The sequence below is a fragment of the Sanguibacter gelidistatuariae genome (assembly GCF_900096585.1).
Lineage (GTDB): Bacteria > Actinomycetota > Actinomycetes > Actinomycetales > Cellulomonadaceae > Sanguibacter > Sanguibacter gelidistatuariae.
This window is the reverse complement of sequence record NZ_FMYH01000005.1, coordinates 21,688-39,305: the sequence shown is the minus strand read 5'-3', so window position 1 is coordinate 39,305 and position 17,618 is coordinate 21,688. Positions and strand designations below refer to the sequence as shown.

Annotated in this window: 18 protein-coding genes; 10 read left to right on the top strand and 8 right to left on the bottom strand. The window is 68.6% G+C overall.

All coding sequences use genetic code 11. The annotated features are described in order from the left end of the window. Positions 1-37: 37 nt before the first annotated feature. Both trpD and BLQ50_RS11675 read right to left on the bottom strand, forming a co-directional pair. Positions 38-1,093 carry an anthranilate phosphoribosyltransferase gene (trpD, locus tag BLQ50_RS11680; RefSeq protein WP_093183899.1) on the bottom strand — a complete coding sequence of 352 codons (1,056 nt, stop codon included), beginning with the start codon at positions 1,091-1,093 and terminating at the stop codon, positions 38-40. Then, a complete protein-coding gene (locus tag BLQ50_RS11675; RefSeq protein WP_245701156.1) occupies positions 1,090-1,485 on the bottom strand; it encodes a response regulator transcription factor in 396 nt (131 codons plus the stop codon). The genes trpD and BLQ50_RS11675 overlap by 4 nt, the downstream gene beginning before the upstream one ends. Before the next feature lie 255 nt (positions 1,486-1,740). Between BLQ50_RS11675 and ctaE the strand changes: the two genes are divergently transcribed. The 5 genes from ctaE to BLQ50_RS11650 all read left to right on the top strand — a co-directional run bounded on the left by ctaE (position 1,741) and on the right by BLQ50_RS11650 (position 6,747). Then, entirely contained in the window at positions 1,741-2,391 is a 651-nt protein-coding gene (gene ctaE, locus BLQ50_RS11670; protein ID WP_093183896.1) for an aa3-type cytochrome oxidase subunit III, read from the top strand. 81 nt (positions 2,392-2,472) lie between these two features. Continuing rightward, a complete protein-coding gene (gene qcrC, locus BLQ50_RS11665; protein ID WP_093183894.1) occupies positions 2,473-3,252 on the top strand; it encodes a cytochrome bc1 complex diheme cytochrome c subunit in 780 nt (259 codons plus the stop codon). Next, a complete protein-coding gene (gene qcrA / locus BLQ50_RS11660; RefSeq protein ID WP_093183893.1) occupies positions 3,249-4,289 on the top strand; it encodes a cytochrome bc1 complex Rieske iron-sulfur subunit in 1,041 nt (346 codons plus the stop codon). Before qcrC ends, qcrA begins: the two co-directional genes overlap by 4 nt. After that, positions 4,286-5,992 (top strand): cytochrome bc1 complex cytochrome b subunit, encoded by a 1,707-nt coding sequence (gene qcrB / locus BLQ50_RS11655; RefSeq protein WP_093183891.1) that lies wholly within the window; start codon positions 4,286-4,288, stop codon positions 5,990-5,992. Before qcrA ends, qcrB begins: the two co-directional genes overlap by 4 nt. A gap of 128 nt (positions 5,993-6,120) precedes the next feature. Further along, entirely contained in the window at positions 6,121-6,747 is a 627-nt protein-coding gene (locus tag BLQ50_RS11650; protein ID WP_093183890.1) for a superoxide dismutase, read from the top strand. A 293-nt stretch (positions 6,748-7,040) separates the two neighbouring features. On the opposite strand, the gene BLQ50_RS11645 is transcribed toward BLQ50_RS11650, so the two are convergent. Genes BLQ50_RS11645 through ctaC form a run of 3 tightly spaced genes read right to left on the bottom strand, consistent with a single transcriptional unit; the run spans position 7,041 to position 10,107 of the window. Continuing rightward, a complete protein-coding gene (locus BLQ50_RS11645) occupies positions 7,041-7,439 on the bottom strand; it encodes a cytochrome c oxidase subunit 4 (protein ID WP_093183888.1) in 399 nt (132 codons plus the stop codon). Further along, on the bottom strand, positions 7,436-9,208 hold the full coding sequence (gene ctaD, locus BLQ50_RS11640; protein ID WP_093183887.1) for an aa3-type cytochrome oxidase subunit I: 1,773 nt from the start codon (positions 9,206-9,208) through the stop codon (positions 7,436-7,438). Before ctaD ends, BLQ50_RS11645 begins: the two co-directional genes overlap by 4 nt. Next, positions 9,208-10,107: an aa3-type cytochrome oxidase subunit II gene (gene ctaC / locus BLQ50_RS11635; RefSeq protein WP_093183885.1), complete on the bottom strand. Its 900-nt coding sequence runs from the start codon at positions 10,105-10,107 to the stop codon at positions 9,208-9,210. Before ctaC ends, ctaD begins: the two co-directional genes overlap by 1 nt. 285 nt (positions 10,108-10,392) lie before the next feature. On the opposite strand from ctaC, the gene BLQ50_RS11630 reads away from it, so the two are divergent. Further along, positions 10,393-11,598 (top strand): cysteine desulfurase family protein, encoded by a 1,206-nt coding sequence (locus BLQ50_RS11630; RefSeq protein WP_245701153.1) that lies wholly within the window; start codon positions 10,393-10,395, stop codon positions 11,596-11,598. Next, complete coding sequence (locus BLQ50_RS11625) at positions 11,595-11,852, top strand: sulfurtransferase TusA family protein (protein ID WP_093183882.1); 258 nt, start codon at positions 11,595-11,597, stop codon at positions 11,850-11,852. The genes BLQ50_RS11630 and BLQ50_RS11625 overlap by 4 nt, the downstream gene beginning before the upstream one ends. Positions 11,853-11,937: 85 nt before the next feature. Here the strand turns inward: BLQ50_RS11625 and BLQ50_RS11620 are convergent, their stop codons facing one another. Both BLQ50_RS11620 and BLQ50_RS11615 read right to left on the bottom strand, forming a co-directional pair. Next, positions 11,938-12,288, bottom strand: a complete 351-nt coding sequence (locus BLQ50_RS11620; RefSeq protein WP_093183881.1) for a HesB/IscA family protein — start codon at positions 12,286-12,288, stop codon at positions 11,938-11,940. A 180-nt stretch (positions 12,289-12,468) separates the two neighbouring features. Then, positions 12,469-13,677, bottom strand: a complete 1,209-nt coding sequence (locus BLQ50_RS11615; protein WP_093183879.1) for a glycerate kinase — start codon at positions 13,675-13,677, stop codon at positions 12,469-12,471. A 95-nt stretch (positions 13,678-13,772) separates the two neighbouring features. Between BLQ50_RS11615 and nadA the strand changes: the two genes are divergently transcribed. The 3 genes from nadA (at position 13,773) to BLQ50_RS11600 (ending at position 16,253) form a co-directional block, all read left to right on the top strand. After that, positions 13,773-14,975, top strand: coding sequence for a quinolinate synthase NadA (gene nadA / locus BLQ50_RS11610; protein ID WP_093183878.1), 1,203 nt, complete (start codon positions 13,773-13,775; stop codon positions 14,973-14,975). Between the two features lie 76 nt (positions 14,976-15,051). Beyond that, on the top strand, positions 15,052-15,651 hold the full coding sequence (locus tag BLQ50_RS11605; RefSeq protein WP_093184316.1) for a DJ-1/PfpI family protein: 600 nt from the start codon (positions 15,052-15,054) through the stop codon (positions 15,649-15,651). Between the two features lie 74 nt (positions 15,652-15,725). Continuing rightward, positions 15,726-16,253 (top strand): acyl-CoA thioesterase, encoded by a 528-nt coding sequence (locus tag BLQ50_RS11600; RefSeq protein ID WP_093183876.1) that lies wholly within the window; start codon positions 15,726-15,728, stop codon positions 16,251-16,253. A 6-nt stretch (positions 16,254-16,259) separates the two neighbouring features. Here the strand turns inward: BLQ50_RS11600 and BLQ50_RS11595 are convergent, their stop codons facing one another. Then, positions 16,260-17,606: a dipeptidase gene (locus BLQ50_RS11595; protein ID WP_093183874.1), complete on the bottom strand. Its 1,347-nt coding sequence runs from the start codon at positions 17,604-17,606 to the stop codon at positions 16,260-16,262. Between the last annotated feature and the right edge of the window lie 12 nt (positions 17,607-17,618).

Here is a 17,618-nt window from a genome sequence, read left to right as displayed (position 1 = left end):
GGCAGCCCTTTTCGCGCGGTCGGGCGCCTCGCGCCCGTCAGCCGGCGACGGCCGCCCAGCGCGTCAGCACGTCGCGGGCCGCGCCGGAGTCGACGGCACGCGCCGCGTGGGCCATCCCCGCGATCAAGCGGTCCGCCAAGGAACCGCTGGCGGTCCCCGGCAGGCTCGCGTCGGCGACCATCGCGGCTGAGGCGTTGAGCAGCACGGTGTCCCGGACCGCGCCCCGCGCCCCGTCGAGCGTCGCCCGGGCGACCCCGGCGTTGTAAGCGGCGTCCGCCCCGCGCAGGTCCTCGATCGTGATCGGGGCCAGGCCCAGGTCGGCGACCGGGTCGAGCAGGTGCTGGGTGACCACGCCGTCGCGCACCTCCCAGACGTCGGCCGGAGACGACGCGGCGAGCTCGTCGAGCCCGTCGTGACCGCGAAAGACCAGCGCCTGGGTGCCACGTCCGGCGAACACCCCGGCCACGAGCGGGGCCATCCGGACGTCGGCGACGCCGACCGCGGTCGCCCGCGGCTGCGCGGGGTTGGTCAGCGGCCCGAGGAAGTTGAACGCCGTCGGCAGGCCCAGACCGCCACGGGCGGGCGCGGCGTGCCGCATCGAGGAGTGAAAGACGTTCGCGAAGGCGAAGGTGATCCCCACCTCTTCGACGATCTCCCCCACCCGCTGGGCGGGCTGGTCCAGCCGGATCCCCAGCGCCTCGAGCACGTCGGCAGCCCCCGACGACGACGACGCCGCGCGGTTCCCGTGCTTGACCACCTTGAGCCCGGCGCCGGCCAGCACGATCGCGGCCATCGTCGAGATGTTCACCGTGTGCGCCCGGTCCCCGCCGGTCCCCACGATGTCGACTGTGCTGCCGGCGACCCGCAGCGGGGTCGCGTGGGCAAGCATCGAGTCGGCCAACCCGGACAGCTCGGCCACGGTCTCACCCTTGGCGCGCAGCGCGACGAGGAAGCCGGCCAGCTGGATCGGGGTCGCGGCCCCGGACATCACCGTGTCCATGGCCCAGGCGGTCTGCTCGGCGCTGAGGTCTTCACGGGCGATGAGCGCGGAGGTGAGGTCGGGCCAGGTGAAGGACGCCGACCGGTCGGTCACAGGCCCGAACCCTGGCGCAACGGCTCGGCGAGCACGGTGCGCACGGCCTTCTGGAGGTCGAGCGGGTCGAGCGGACGCGGCACTGCCGCGTCCGCCAACGACCACGAGGCCAGCCAGGCGTCCTGGGGGCGGCCGGTCAGCAGCACCACGGGCGGGCAGTTGAAGATCTCGTTCTTGAGCTGGCGGCAGATGCCCATCCCGCCGACCTTGTCCGCCTCGCCGTCGAGCACGAACATGTCGAGGCCTCCGGCGTCGGCCCTCTTGATCACCTCGTCGTAGGTCGCGACGTCGATCCAGACGATCGCCTCACCGGCGCCGTCCACCTGGCCGACTGCGCCCCGAACCTCCTCGCGCACGGTGCGGTCGTCGCTGTAAAGAAGAATGGTAGGCATGAGCATCCTCGCGATCGTGTGAAACGGATGGGTCCGCGCACCTGCCCGCTGCTGAGACGGCGTCAACGACGTCGACTCGGGCGGGAAGGTGCGCGCCTATGAGCATCTTGGCACGCCAGTACCCCTATTTTCGTGACAGTACTTGGTGTTTCGTCACGAGGTGGCACCCGGAACCGTTGTTCTGCAGTCATTGTGAGATTCAACCCTGCGAAACGGTGGGTCTTAGGACCCAAACATGCGCCAACATCGGCCATAATGATTAACGTGTCGACTGCAACGGCTGCGCCCAACGCCCAACTCCACGTGAGTGTGAACCGACCGAACCCCGTTTCGGTCGGAACCATCGTGTGGCTCGCGAGTGAACTCATGTTCTTCGCGGGCCTCTTCGCGATGTACTTCACCGTCCGTGCGACGATCCCTGCTGACCAGTGGAGTGAGGGAACCGAGCATCTGGTCCTGAGCTTCGCGTTGATCAACACCTGCGTCCTGGTCCTGTCATCGGTGACATGCCAGATGGGCGTCTGGGCCGCGGAGCGGCTCCAGCCCCGCCGGACCGGGTCGATCTTCCAGGTCAACCGCTGGGGCATGAACGAGTGGATAACCCTGACCTACATCATGGGTTCGTTCTTCGTCGCCGGTCAGATCTACGAGTACTCCGAGCTCGTCGAAGCCGGGCTCACGATCTCCTCCAGCCCCTACGGTTCCGTCTTCTTCCTCGCGACGGGCTTCCACGGCCTGCACGTGATCGGCGGGCTCATCGCCTTCCTCGTCCTGCTCGGCCGGTCCTTCACTGCGAAGGACTTCGGCCACCACGAGGCCACCACCGCGATCGTCGTGTCGTACTACTGGCACTTCGTCGACGTGGTGTGGATCGCCCTCTTCGGCATCATCTACTTCCTTCAGTAGCACGCCCCACCTCGCTCTCGTCTCGACGTGAGCACCCTGACCACACTGCCCTCCCCCCACTTGCGAGACGAGGATCTATCCGTGAAGGCACTCGCCGCCCGCCGACACCACCGGTTCACACCGGTCGTGCTGCTGCTGCTGGCGCTGTTGGTGACCGGCGGCCTGTACGCCGCCCTGGCACCCACGTCGGCTAGCGCCGACACCGCAGCCACCGACGACATCGCAGCAGGCGAAAAACTCTTCCTGGCCAACTGCGCCACCTGCCACGGCGTCAACGCCGAAGGTCGAGACGAGGTGCCGTCGCTGATCGGCGTCGGTTCTGCCGCTGTGAACTTCCAGGTCGGCACCGGGCGTATGCCCATGGCGATGAACGGCCCCCAGGCCGAGGCCAAGCCGGCCCAGTTCGACGCGAAGCAGACGAGCCAGCTGGCCGCCTACGTCGCCTCGCTCGGCCCTGGCCCCTCGACTCCGACCGCCGAGCAGGTCGACCCCGCGCTCGGAGACCCGTCCATGGGCGCCCAGATCTTCCGTACGAACTGCGCCATGTGCCACAACGCCGTCGGCGCCGGCGGCGCGTTGTCCGAGGGCAAGTTCGCACCCGCCCTGACGGACACCACCCCGACACACATCTACGAGGCCATGCTCACCGGCCCGCAGTCCATGCCTGTCTTCAACGACGCGACCATCACCCCCGAGGAGAAGCGCGACGTCATCGCCTACCTCGTCGAGCAGCGTGAAGGGTCCGCCGGCGGCCTCGACCTCGGCGGCATCGGCCCCGTGAGCGAAGGCCTGTGGATCTGGATCGTCGGAATCGGCTCCCTCATCGGGTGTGCCGTGTGGATCGGAGCCAAGTCGTCATGAGCGAGCCCAAGAACCCAGAGAACGCTGTGGACGTCGCCGGAACCGGTGCGTCCGAGTTGGACCGCTTCCCCGACCCGGGCATGCACGAGCACAAGCTGCGCATGGCCGACAAGGACCCGAAGGCCGCCAAGCGCGCCGAGGCTCAGGTTGTCATCCTCTTCGTGATCTCCATCGTCGGCACCATCGGGATGCTCATCGCGTACTTCGCGATCCGCCCCGAGGGCACCACGGCGAGCGTCCGCAACGCCAACCTCGCGCTCGGCCTGGGAATGTTCTTCGCGCTCATGGGCATCGGTCTCGCCGCCGTGCACTGGGCCAAGACGCTCATGTCCGACCACGAGAAGTCCGAGGACCGCCACGCCCAGCGCAGCGCCGACGACGTCCGCGAGGCGGCCGTCGCTGTCCTCAAGGAAGGCGCCGCCGACTCCGGCATCGCCCGCCGCCCCGTCCTCCAGGGTGCCGTCGTCACGGCCCTCGCACTGTTCCCGCTGACCATCGTGGTCCCGCTGATCAGCTCGGTCGGCGGCGACTGGGACATCTCGAAGTTCAAGCACACGATCTGGAAGCCCGGCACGCGTCTGGCGATCGACCCCACCGGGCGCCTGATCAAGGCCTCGGACCTGACGATCGGCTCCGTGGTCCACGTGATCCCCGACGTCCCCGCCGAGGAGCGCCGCAGCCACCACTGGATCGCCGAGAAGGCGAAGGCGATCGTGCTGCTGGTCCGCCTGGACCCAGCCATCCTCAAGGAGACCGAGGAACGCAAGTCCTGGTCCTACGACGGCATCGTGGCCTACTCCAAGATCTGCACCCACGTCGGCTGCCCGGTCGCCCTGTACGAGCAGCAGACGCACCACCTGCTGTGCCCCTGCCACCAGTCGACCTTCGACGTGGCTGACGGCGCGAAGGTCGTCTTCGGTCCTGCGAAGCGCCCGCTGCCTCAGCTCCCGATCATGGTTGACGACGAGGGCTACCTCGTTGCACAAGACGACTTCGACGAGCCCGTTGGCCCGAGCTACTGGGAGCGCCTCAAATGAGCACCACGCAAGCACAGGGCCCCCTGGCCGGCGCCGCGGACTACCTCGACCAGCGCACCGGCATCGCCAGCGTGGTCAAGGGCTTCGCCCGCAAGATCTTCCCGGACCACTGGTCCTTCCTGCTCGGTGAGATCGCTCTCTACTCCTTCGTGGTGCTGATCATCTCGGGCGTGTTCCTCACGATGTTCTTCGTCCCCTCGATGGGCCTGGTCGAGTACACAGGCCCCGTCTCGACGATGAGCGGCCAGCTCGTCTCCGAGGCGTTCAACTCCACGCTCCGGCTCTCCTTCGAGGTCCGTGGCGGGCTGCTGATGCGCCAGATCCACCACTGGGCGGCGCTGCTGTTCATGGCTGCGATCGTCACGCACATGATGCGCGTCTTCTTCACCGGCGCGTTCCGCAAGCCGCGTGAGCTGAACTGGATGGTCGGCTTCATCCTGATGATCCTGGGCCTGGCCGCCGGCTTCACCGGTTACTCCCTGCCCGACGACGTGCTCTCCGGCAACGGTCTGCGGATCACCGACGGTGTCATCAAGGCGATCCCGGTCATCGGCGCGTACATGTCCTACTTCGTCTTCGGCGGAGAGTTCCCCGGCGGCGACATCATCCCGCGCCTGTTCACGATCCACATCCTCGTGGTACCGGCGCTGATCCTGGCGCTCGTCGGACTGCATCTGCTCTTCGTGGTTGTGCACAAGCACACGCAGTACCCCGGTGGTGGACGCACAGACAAGAATGTCGTCGGCTTCCCGCTGTTCCCGATCTACGTCGCCAAGGCCGGTGGGTTCTTCTTCATCGTCTTCGGTGTCATCGCCCTCATGGGTGCCACGATGGCGATCAACAACGTCTGGAACTACGGACCGTACGACCCCTCCCCCGTCGGAGCCGGCGCGCAGCCCGACTGGTACATGCTCTTCCTCGAGGGTTCGTTGCGTCTCATGCCCGGCCAGGCCGAGTTTGTGATCGGCGGCTACACGCTCTCGCTCAACGTCCTCATCCCAGCCGTGGTCATCCCGGGCATCCTGTTCACCTTCCTCGCGGTCTATCCCTTCCTCGAGTCGGCTGTGACCAAGGACAAGCGCGAGCACCACGTGCTCGACCGCCCGCGCAACGTGCCGGTCCGCACCGGGCTCGGTGTGGGCTTCTTGACGGCGTTCATCATCCTTGCCCTGGCCGGATCGAACGACCTCATCGCGACGCACTTCAGCCTGTCGATCAACTCGATCACCTGGGTGTTCCGCATCGGGTTCTTCGTCGCTCCCGTGCTGGCGTTCTGGATCACCAAGCGGATCTGCATCGGCCTGCAGCGCAAGGATCGCGAGCTCGTCCTGCACGGGCACGAGACCGGTCGCATCGTGCGCTTCGCGGATGGTGAGTACATCGAGGTGCACAAGCCTATCAACGACCAGGAGCGGTGGCTGCGGGTCAGCTACGACGCGCACAAGCCCCTCGAGATCGAGCCGCGCGAGGACTCTCGCGGGGTACGCCGCAAGGGCTTCAAGCAGGACGCGCGCCTGCAGAAGCTCTCCCGGTTCTTCTACGAGGACCGCGTCGAGCCGGTCACCCCCACCGAGCTGGCCGCTGCTCACTCTCACGGTGAGCACGACCAGATCGATGCCCACGCACCGGCGGCCCAGCTCGCCGGCGGCAGCGGGGCGTCTGTGAGTGACCACGACGCGGACAGTCACGGGCACCAGCACTGATCGTGCTGCAGAGTTAGGGCATGGCCCGCGACGGTTTTCCACCCTGTGGGAGCATCGTCGCGGGCCATCCGCTTTTTATAGACGTCGCGACATCACGGTTGCGAGATACCTCCAGGAGGAGATCGAACATGGCTGTCTACACACTGCCTGAGCTCGGCTACGACTACGGAGCGCTTGAGCCCCACATCTCGGGTCGGATCATGGAGCTTCACCACTCCAAGCACCACCAGGCCTACGTCACGGGAGCCAACACGGCCCTCGACAAGCTCGCTGAGGCTCGCGAGAACGGTGACTTCGCGGCCATCAACCTGCACGAGAAGAACCTGGCGTTCAACCTCGGTGGGCACGTCAACCACTCCGCGTTCTGGACGAACCTCTCCCCCGCAGGCGGCGGTGAGCCGACCGGCGACCTGGCGGCCGCGATCGCCGAGGACTTCGGTTCCTTCGACGCCTTCAAGAAGCACTTCGGCGCCGTCGCCGCGGGCGTGCAGGGCTCCGGCTGGGCCATTCTGGCCTGGGACTCCCTCGGCTCGAAGCTCATCATCGTCCAGCTCTACGACCAGCAGGGGAACATCCCGATGGGCCTGACGCCGATCGTGCTGCTCGACGTCTGGGAGCACGCGTACTACCTCGACTACCAGAACGTCCGAGCCGACTACGTCGCAGCCTGGTGGAACATCGTCAACTGGGCCGACGCCGACGCCCGCTTCACGCGTGCCCGCACGCAGACGGCCGGACTCATCCTCCCCGCCTGATCCAGCGCTGATTGATCCAGTTCTGCCGGATCAATCGACGTCCGCTCGTCATCGAGCAGACTGCAGGATGCCTTCAGCGCCCTGTGCACGCCTTCCAGACTCACGACCCCCTCGGTGGTCGACCCGGACTGGTGGCGCCGCACAGGGCGCTTCTGCGTACCCCGCGAAGCTGGCGTCGCGACGCAGAACGGCGGTGGGACCCAGGCTCATGGCCTGGGTCCCACCGCCGTCAAATACTTCAGCCGTTCAGTCGTGCTGCTCTTCGGTCAGCGCGTAGAGCCCGTCGATCACAATCAGTGCGCGTGCTGTCCGCGGGAGAACTCGAACACCCAGCCTACGAGGGCAAGGATCGAGACGACGACGCCGATCCCGAAGACCCACCAGCCGACAGCCAGGCCCAGGAAGCAGATCGCCGCACCCGAGGCGATCGCGAGGGGCCACCAGCTCCACGGGGCGTACACACCCTGCTCGCCGGCGCCCTGCTCGATCTCACCGTAAGGGTCGTCCTCGGGCCTCGGGTCCATCCGCTTCCCGGTCACCACGAGGTACGAGCCGATCATGGCCACGAGGCCGACGAGCAGCAGCAGCCCGACGGAACCGACAGGTTCCCAGTCGCTCAGCAATCCGTAGGAGAGCGCCACGACAAGGAAGAAGGGGACAAGGAAGACGAACAGTCTGCTCTCGATCTTCATCGGTTGCTCCCCTCGTCACGGGCGTCGTTGTCGATGACACGCTGCGCTGCGGACGCTTGCTCTCCGCGGCGGTCAGACTCACCGAACACATGGTCAAGGTGCTTCTGCTCCGAGCCGTGATGGTCCATCGCCGCGACCTCAGGGTGGTGCAGGTCGAAGGCCGGGCGCTCGGAACGGATCCGCGGGAGCGAGGTGAAGTTGTGGCGAGGCGGCGGGCAGGACGTCGCCCACTCGAGCGATCCGCCGTAGCCCCACGGGTCGTCCACGGTCACCAGCGGCGCGTTGCGCCACGTGATGTAGATGTTCCACAGGAACGGCAGGGTCGAGGCGGCCAGCAGGAATGCGCCGATCGTGGACACCTGGTTCATCCAGGTGAAGCCTTCCTGGGGCATGTAGTCGGCGTACCGACGAGGCATGCCCTTGACACCAAGCCAGTGCTGGATGAGGAAGGTCATGTGGAAACCGACGAACAGCATCCAGAAGTGGAGCTTGCCGAGGCGCTCGTTGAGCATCCGACCGGTGAACTTGGGCCACCAGAAGTAGAAGCCCGCGAACATTGCGAACACGACGGTGCCGAAGACGACGTAGTGGAAGTGCGCCACGACGAAGTACGAGTCTGTGACGTGGAAGTCCATGACCGGGCTGGACAGGATGACACCGGTCAGGCCACCGAAGAGGAACGTGATGAGGAAGCCGATCGACCAGAGCATGGGCGTCTCGAAGGTGAGCTTGCCCCGCCACATCGTGCCGATCCAGTTGAAGAACTTCACGCCCGTCGGGACGGCGATAAGCATCGTCATGAAGGAGAAGAACGGCAGCAGGACCGCGCCGGTGGCGTACATGTGGTGCGCCCACACGGTCACCGACAGCGCAGCGATCGCGATCGTCGCGTACACGAGTCCCTTGTACCCGAAGATCGGCTTGCGGCTGAAGACCGGAAAGATCTCGCTGACGATCCCGAAGAAGGGGATCGCGATGATGTAGACCTCTGGGTGACCGAAGAACCAGAACAGGTGTTGCCAGAGGATCGCGCCCCCGTTCTCGGGGTTGAAGATCTGCGCACCTAGTCGCCGGTCGGCGCCCAGCGCGAACAGCGCGGCGGCCAGCGGCGGGAAGGCCATCAGCACGAGCATGCTCGTGACGAGGGTGTTCCAGGTGAAGATCGGCATGCGGAACATCGTCATGCCGGGTGCGCGCATGGTGATGATCGTGGTGATGAAGTTGACCGCACCGAGGATCGTTCCGAACCCGGTCATCACAAGGCCGAAGACCCACAGGTCACCGCCCAGGCCCGGGCTGAACGTCGTGTTGGAGAGCGGTGCGTAAGCGAACCAGCCGAAGGAGGCCGCGCCCTGCGGGGTGAAGAACCCCGCCGAGGCGATAAGACCACCGAAGAGGTAGAGCCAGTACGCGAACATGTTCAGACGCGGGAACGCGACGTCGGGTGCACCGATCTGAAGCGGCATGATCACGTTGGCGAAGCCGGCGAAGAGCGGCGTCGCGAACAGCAGCAGCATGATCGTGCCGTGCATCGTGAAGAGCTGGTTGTACTGCTCGTTGCTCTGGACGATCTGGATGCCCGGCTCGAAGAGCTCGGCACGGATCACCAGGGCCATCAGGCCGCCGATGCAGAAGAAGATGAACGAGGTGATCAGGTACATGTACCCGATCGTCTTGTGGTCGGTCGACGTGATCCACTTGATCACGGTCCGGCCCAGGTTCTGGCGCGAGGGCGCCAGCCCGGGGACCACAGCTACGGCGCTGGCCATCAGTGCTCACCCTCTGTGGAGGCACTGGATGCCTCGTGTTGTTGACGGTTGAGGTCGAGCCCGAGAGACCCGGTCTGCCCCAGTTCCGCAAGGTCGGCCATGTGTGCGTCGTACTCCTCCTGGGAGACGACCTTCACGTTGAACAGCATCCCGGAGTGGAACTCGCCACACAGCTCGGCGCACTTGCCCGCGTAGATTCCCTCGCGGGTAGGCGTGACCTGCCAGACGTTCGTCCGGAACGGGATCATGTCCATCTTGTCGATGAAGGCGGGGATCCAGAAGGAGTGGATGACGTCCCGCGACTCGAGCTGGAACTCCACGACCTTGTTGACCGGGAGGTACAGGGTCGGGAACGACTCGTTGGTGCCGGGGGCACCGAGGTCCGTGGTGAGCTCGCCGACGTTGACGGCGTGCTGACCGGTGTCGTAGACGTCGGAGTCCAGGTAGTTGAAGTCCCAGCTCCACTGCTTGCCGACCACCTGGATCGTGACGTCCGGTTCGGCGTCCGTCGCGCGCATCTCGGAGATGTCGCGCTGGGTGAAGAAGAACAGGACGCCGACCATGACGATCGGCACGATCGTGTACATGATCTCGAGCGGCAGGTGGTAGCGGGTCTGGATCGGAAGCGTCTTGTCGTTCTTACGCTTGCGGTAGGCCACGACACACCAGAGCATCAGGCCCCAGGTGAAGATGCCGACGATCAGGGCCGCAACCCATGAACCGACCCACATGTCTGTGATCCGGTCCGTCTGGTTGGTGACGGGTCCGTCGTCGTACCCCGGGAGGAAGCCACGCTGGGCTTCGGGGGAACATCCGGACACGGCAAGGCTGACAAGCGCGGCTGCTACAACGAGCCGTCCTGCTGTCTTCCGACTAAGAGTGGGGCGTTCCGAGCGCAAGGGGGGGCCTTTCACTTCACGTCCTGCTCACTACCCGAGCACGGGCAGCACACAGGACCTTCGTCCTCGATAGCATGAAGCGTATCGCGGGTTGGGGCCAGAACGGGCCCTGAGCACGCCAGACGGGTGTGAGAAATGTGGCACCTTGACGTCTTTCTAACACGGCTCTCGGGTCTGTCACGAACCTAGGACCTAAAGCCCTGAATGTCCCTCGCGGAGGCCCCGGGCGCCACGCCCCAACTGCGCGCCGACCTCGCGCCCAGAGTGCCGCGCTACCGTGGGTGGGTGGTCGATCCCGTAGCTTCGCACGCCAGCTCCCCCCGCCCGACGCCTGCCGCTCCCTCCGCCCGGGTCCACCTGGACGCCGGCGGGAGTGCTCGCCTGCACCCCCTCGCGCGCCAGGCCCTCGACCAGGCTCTGGCCGAGGGCTGGGCGGATCCTCACCGTCTGCACTCAGAGTCCCGCCGCGCCGCGGCTCTGCTCTGGGGCGCCCGCGAGGCGGTCGCGGGCGCGGTGGGCGCCCGCACCGAAGAGGTCCACTTCGCCCCCTCGCACGTCGCCGCGTTGCACGCGGGGGTCCGCGCGGTCGCCCTCGGCCGCCGGCGGACCGGGACGACCGTCGTCACCTCGGCGGTCGAGCGCGCGGCTGTGCTCGACGCCGCGGCCTTCGTCACCGCGCGCGGCCCGGACGGAGCCCGCCACGAGATCGTGGGCGTGGACCCCCTCGGCCGGGTCGACGCCGCCGCCTTCTCCCGGGCGATCGCTTCTCCCGGGGTCGCCCTAGCGGCCCTCCAGCACTCCAACGGCGAGGTGGGCACTCTGCAGCCCCTCGAGGCCGTCCATCATGCGGCCCGCGCGGCGGGCGTCCCGCTCCTGGTCGACGCGGGCGCGGCGCTCGGCCACGTCGAGATCCCCACCAGCTGGGACCTGCTCGCCGCGGACAGCGCGGACTGGGGTGGACCGACCGGCGTCGGCGTGCTCGTGGTGCGTCGGGGCGTGCGCTCCACGGCGGACTGGCCCGAGGACTCCGGCACCTGGTTCCCCGGCGGCGTGGCCGTGCCGTCGGCCTTCGCGGCTGCGGTCGCGCTCCAGGCCTGCATCGAGGACCGTGACTCTGAGGACGCCCGACGGCGCGCGCTCGTCGACCTCGTGCGGACCCGGGTCCCCCAGCTCGTGGCCGACGTCGAGGTGGTCGGCGACCCGCTCGACCGGCTCCCTCACGTCGCGACCTTCTCGTGCCTCTTCGTCGACGGCGAGGCCCTCGTCTCCGAGCTCGACAGGGCCGGTTTTGCGGTGGGCTCGGGGTCGGCGTGCACGTCGAGCGCCCTCGAGCCCAGCCATGTGCTCGCCGCCATGGGCGTGCTCACGCACGGCAACGTGCGCATCGGCGTGGACCGCACGACGACGCTCGCGGACGTGGAACGGTTCCTCGCCACGCTCCCCGGTGCGGTCGCCCGGGTCCGGGCCATGCTCGGTGTTGAGTCGCTGTGACCGGAGAAGAGAAGGACCGAGCCACGGTCGTCGATGCGCGCGGGCTGCGCTGCCCGATCCCGGTGATCCGGCTGGCACGCCAAGCCCAGTCTCTCGCTGACGGGGATCGGGTGACCGTGTGGTCGACCGATCCCGCCGCGGTCTACGACGTCCCCGCCTGGGCCAGGATGCGCGGACACACGATCGAAGAATCGATCGACGTCGATGCCGACGACGGCCCGTTCCAGGCGATCACGGTCCGGATCGGCGGCTGATCCGTCCGGACATGACACGAGCGGGGTCCGGGTGACCAGCACCCAGACCCCGCTCGTGTCGCCACCCTGATCGGGTGGATCATGCTCAGGCGAAGGAGCCGCCACAGGCACAGCCTTCGCCGGCGTTCGGGTTGTCGATCGTGAAGCCCTGCTTCTCGATCGTGTCCGCGAAGTCGATCGTGGCGCCCTCGAGGTAGGGGACGCTCATCTTGTCCACGACGACCTCAACACCGTCGTAGTCGCGCAGTGCATCGCCCTCGAGCACGCGCTCGTCGAAGTACAGCTGGTAGATCAGGCCGGAGCAGCCGCCGGGCTGGACAGCGACGCGCAGGCGCAGGTCGTCGCGGCCCTCCTGCTCGAGCAGGGCGCGGATCTTCTGGCCGGCAAAGTCAGACAGCAGCACGCCGTGGGTTGCAGTCTCGGTGGTCTCGCTCATGGTGTCTCCCCACAGTGAAGAAAACTAGTGACGAACAGTCGGTGTCTCGCGATGGATGCAACTTCCGTCACAGCCCACGATCATCAGCAACCATGCGCCGTCGGGTTTTGTTCCACCAGCCTAAGCCCTCGACCGACCGTCGATCCTCCCCGGCGACCCTGGCGGCGGGGACGAGGTCCCTCACGAGGGTCCCGGCGCCGCCCCGGACCAGGACGGCGACCACGATCGTGCGACCCGCTCGGCGACGGCCCCCGCCCGAGCCTCGACGGACTCAGCGCGTTGAGAGCCGGCGCCGTCGGGCCGCAACGGGTAGGACGCGCTGAGGCCCACGGCCGCCAGCTCGCGGCGGTTCATCATGCTCCGCTCGGCCAGGGCCACGCACGCGATGCCGTAGCCGCTGGCCGCGAGCGCGGCCTGCTCGACCCCCGACCCGTGGAAGGAGGCACCGTCGAGGTCCTCGCGGGCGGTGATCACCAGGTCCGCGGACTGGGCCCGGGCGGTGAGACCGACCACCTGGGCGTAGACGGTGGCACCGGGCAGCAGCCGGGCGCCGAGCAGGGCGAGCGCGAAGCCCAGCCCGCCGCCGGCCCCCGCCCCGGGCAGCGCGGTCAGATCCCGGGCCCGGGGCGTGACCATCACGGCCTGGGCGGGCGCGAGAGCGAGCAGACCCGCGCTGGGACTCGCTGCCCGCGCACGTTCGCGCGCCTGCCACAGGGCATCGGCGACCCGCCCGATCTCCCGCTCGCGCTGCTGGGCTGCCTCGCGGGTCGACGCTCCGGCGTCGGCCGCGCCGGCGCTCGCCCCGTGCAGACCGAGCAGCGGGATGTCGGTCGCCGTGGCGGCAACGAGGTCGATCCCCCGCAGTCGGTCGAGGACCTCTCCCAGCCCGTCGGGGCGAGGAGCCTCGCCGCCGAGGCCACGTGCACCGAGACCCCGCACCCCGAGGGCCGCGAGCAGCCCGGCCCCGGCGTCGGGCAGGCCGGGCAGGTCTGTGGGTGTACCCAGCCCGACGACGATGCGGGTCGCGCCCGCGGCGATCGCGCGTTCGATCTGCGCGGCTACGGGTGCGGACCCGTCCTGCGAGCTCGCCGCGAGGGCGACGGCGGAGTCGATGTAGGCGGTCCTCGCCCCGGCGACTCCCAGCACGCCGTCGGCGTCCGGGGGCGCCCAACCACAGGCCTGGGCGAGGAGACCTGCGAAGCCGGGCCCGCCGTCGGACAGCGGGCACAGATCCACGGTGTCGTGGGTCGCGCCCCGCAGCCACCCGGCCACCAGCGCCGCGCCGATCCGGCGCGTACCGTCGGCGCCGGTGAAGTCGGTGGATGTGGTGGAGTCGGTCGAGTCGGTGTCCGCGCCGGCGAACCGGTCGGGGGCGATCAGTACGTGCATGGACCCATCTTCACCTACCGGCAGCTCGCCGCGGGCCACTCCGACGCGGCGGAAGCCCCAGCCGCCGGAGCTGGCCCTGTGAGACGATTGGCCCCGTGAGCACACTGTTGAACTCGTCCTTCACCGAACCGTCCGCCTCACCGGCGCTGCTGCTCCTGGGACAGAACAAAGACCTGTCCTCTGAGCGTGGCGTGGAGTGCACGGGCGACCTGCCCGCCGCGAGCGATCCCGATCTGGTCGCCCGGGCCCGGGTGGCGCGCGCCGCCCTGGGTGACCGTGCGTTCATCCTCGGTCACCACTACCAGCGCGACGAGGTCATCGACTTCGCCGACGTCACGGGCGACTCCTTCAAGCTCGCGCGCGAGGCCGCCGCCCGGCCCGAGGCCGAGTTCATCATCTTCTGCGGTGTGCACTTCATGGCCGAGAGCGCCGACATCCTCACCTCCGACGCCCAGCAGGTCATCCTCCCCGACCTCGCGGCCGGCTGCTCGATGGCGGACATGGCCGCGATCAACCAGGTCGAGGAGTGCTGGGACGTGCTCACCGACGCCGGGATCGCCGACGTGACCCTCCCGGTCACGTACATGAACTCCACGGCCGCGATCAAGGCGTTCACGGGGCGTCACGCCGGGACCGTGTGCACCTCCTCCAACGCCGAGGTGGCCCTGCGGTGGGCCTTCGACCAGGTCGGCGGGGTCGACGGGACCGGCAAGGTCCTGTTCATGCCCGACCAGCACCTGGGGCGCAACACCGCGATGATCAAGCTTGGCTTCACCGCGGCGGACTGCGTCGTCTTCGACCCGCGCAAGCCCGGCGGCGGCCTGACCACCGAGGAGCTGAGGAACGCCCGGATGATCCTGTGGCGCGGGCACTGCTCGGTCCACGGACGCTTCTCCGAGCGCAACGTCACCGACATCCGGGCCGCCGTCCCGGGGATCAACGTCCTGGTGCACCCCGAGTGCAAGAACGAGGTCGTCGAGGCGGCCGACTTCGTCGGGTCGACCGAGTACATCATCACCATGCTCAACGCCGCCGAGCCGGGGTCCTCGTGGGCGATCGGGACCGAGCTCAACCTCGTCCGCCGGGTCGCCGCGGCGCACCCGGACAAGAACGTGCACTACCTCGACTCGACGGTGTGCTTCTGCTCGACCATGAACCGGATCGACCTGCCGCACCTGGTCTGGATCATGGAGTCCCTCGTGGCCGGACGGACAACTAACCAGATCGTCGTGGACCGCGACGACGCCCAATGGGCGCGGGTCGCCCTCGACCAGATGCTCGCGCTCCCCGGGCTCTGAGCGGTACGTTGGGAGCATTCGGGTCGGTCCGCCGTCGGCGTGACCCGCCCGTGGATGCGTGATTCGGGAGGTCCTCGTGAGCACGGCACGGCCGCTCCGCCTTGGCCTGTACGTCTTCGACGGTGCTGACGAGCTGGACCTGATCGGCCCGTACACGGTCCTCACCCGCTGGGCAGAGTCTGCCGCCTCACGGCCGGACGTGGTGACGTTCTCCGACGACGGGGCCGGGGTCCGCCTGGCCGGCGGCCTGCTCATGGTCCCCGACGTGGCTGGTGGCGACACCGGCCCGCTCCACGTGCTCATCTATCCCGGCGGACCCGGCGCCCAGGCCCGGATGAGCAACTCGAAGCACCTCTCCTGGGTCCGCGACCAGCGCGCGAGCGTGCCGCTCATGGTCGGCGTGTCGACCGGGGCTCTGGTCCTCGCCGCGGCAGGTCTGCTCGCCGGTCGCCCGTGCACGACCCACCCGGGCAGCATCGACCTGCTCGCCACGACCGAGCCGAGCGCGCTGGTCGACACCCGCGCACGCTTCGTCGACGACGGGGACATCATCACGACTGCGGGGTCGGTCGCGGGCCTCGACGCCGCGCTGCGCCTCGTCGCCCGCCTCGACAGCCGGGCGGTCGCGGATCAGACGGCCCGCGCCCTGGACTACCAGCCCGTGCCGTCCTGGTGAGGTTCTTGGTGACGCATGTGGTGAGCCGCGCTGGCCGTCCAGGGCACCGGAGCTACCCGTAGTAACGTGAGGCGGTGACTCGTCAGATCCAGCTTGCGCTCGCCACGTTCCGTCCCCGCGGTCCGATCCCTGGGCAGACGATCCTCGATCCGTCGGTGACCCGGACCCGCGTCCGTCCGGGCGACCTCGACATCTATCTGCACATGAACAACGCTGTGTACCTCAACCTCATGGACTCCGGCCGCAGCAACCTGATCGCCGACTGCGGCGGCTCGAAGCCGCTGGCCGAGCGCGGCTGGTACCCCGTGGTGGCGGCCTCGACCGTGACGTACAAACGGTCCCTGACCCTGTTCCAGCCCGTCGAGGTGACCAGCCGGGTGCTGGGCTGGGATCCGCGGATCGTCTACCTCGAGCAGGTCGTCACGAGCCGTGGGCAGCTGTCCGCCCGCGGCCTGGTAGCGGGCCGGTTCCTGGCCAAGGACGGGTCCCGGATCCCTGCCCCGGACGTGGCTGCCCTGCTGGGCGGCCACGTCACGAGCCCCACCCTGCCCGACGACGTCGCGGCGTGGGCGCGCGCGGTCGACGTCGCGCACCGCGACTAGCGCTTTTCAGCCCTGCTCGGCCAGCGCGGCGAGCAGCAGCGCCTCAGCCAGGACGACCTTCTCGAGCTCGCCGAGGTGCACGGACTCGTTCGCGCCGTGCGCCCGCGAGTCGGGGTCTTCGACCCCGGTGACGAGGATCGCTGCGTCGGGGAACACCTCGAGCAGGTCCGCGATGAAGGGGATCGACCCGCCGAGGCCGATGTCGACCGGGGGCGTCCCCCATGCCTGCTCGAAGGCCGCCCGGGCCGCCCGCATGGCGGCGGAGTCGACCGGCGCCTGGAAAGAACGACCCAGCTCGCCGTCGCGCACGACGACCTGCGCGCCGAAGGGCGCGTGGGACTCCAGGTGCGCGCGCAGCGCGGCCAGCGCGGCGGCCGGGTCCTGACCGGCGGCGATCCGCAGCGAAAGCTTGGCGGTGGCCTTCGGAATGATCGTGTTCGAGGACAGGGCGACGCTCGGGGCGTCGAAGCCGATGACGGACAGGGCCGGGCGGGTCCACAGGCGCGCCGAGATCGGCCCGGTGCCGGCGAGGGTGACGGAGTCCAGGACCCCGGAGTCGGCCCGGAAGTCTGCCTCGTCGTAGTCGACCGTGGGGTCCGGTGCATGGGCCAGACCCGCGACCGCGACGTTCCCTGCGTCGTCGTGCAGGGTGGCCACGAGCCGGGAGAGCAGGGTGATCGCGTCCAGGACGGGGCCGCCGAACATGCCCGAGTGGATCGCGTGGGAAGCCGTCGTGAGCTCGACCTCGCAGTCCACCAACCCGCGCAGCGACGTGGTCAGGCCGGGGACGCCGACCTTCCAGTTGGCGGAGTCGGCCACGACGATGACGTCAGCGCGCAGCAGCGCGGCGTGGGCGGTGAGGAACTCGACGAAGAACGGCGAGCCGATCTCCTCTTCCCCCTCGACGAAGACTGTGACCCCCACGGCCAGGTCCTCCCCCAGCGTCCGTAGCGCACCCAGGTGGGCGATGATCCCGGCCTTGTCGTCGGCCGCGCCGCGCCCGTAGAGGCGCCCTTCACGCTCGGTCGGGATGAAGGGGTCGCTCTCCCAGTCGGTCCGGTTCCCGGGCGGCTGGACGTCATGGTGGGCGTAGAGCAGCACGGTCGGTCCGCCCTCGGGCGCCGCGCGCCGGGCGATCACCGCGGGACGGCTGCCGCCGGCGGTGAGAATCTGGACGTCGTCGAGACCTGCGCCGCGCAGCAGCTCGGCGACGGCCTCGGCGCTCGCCGCGACGTGGGACTGGTCGAAGGCGGGCGCGGAGACGCTGGGAATACGGACAAGTGCCTCCAGGTCCTCCCGCAGCGCGGGGAAGAGCTGGCTGACACGGGCACGGAGGTTGAGAGGATCGCTCATCCCAGCACCGTA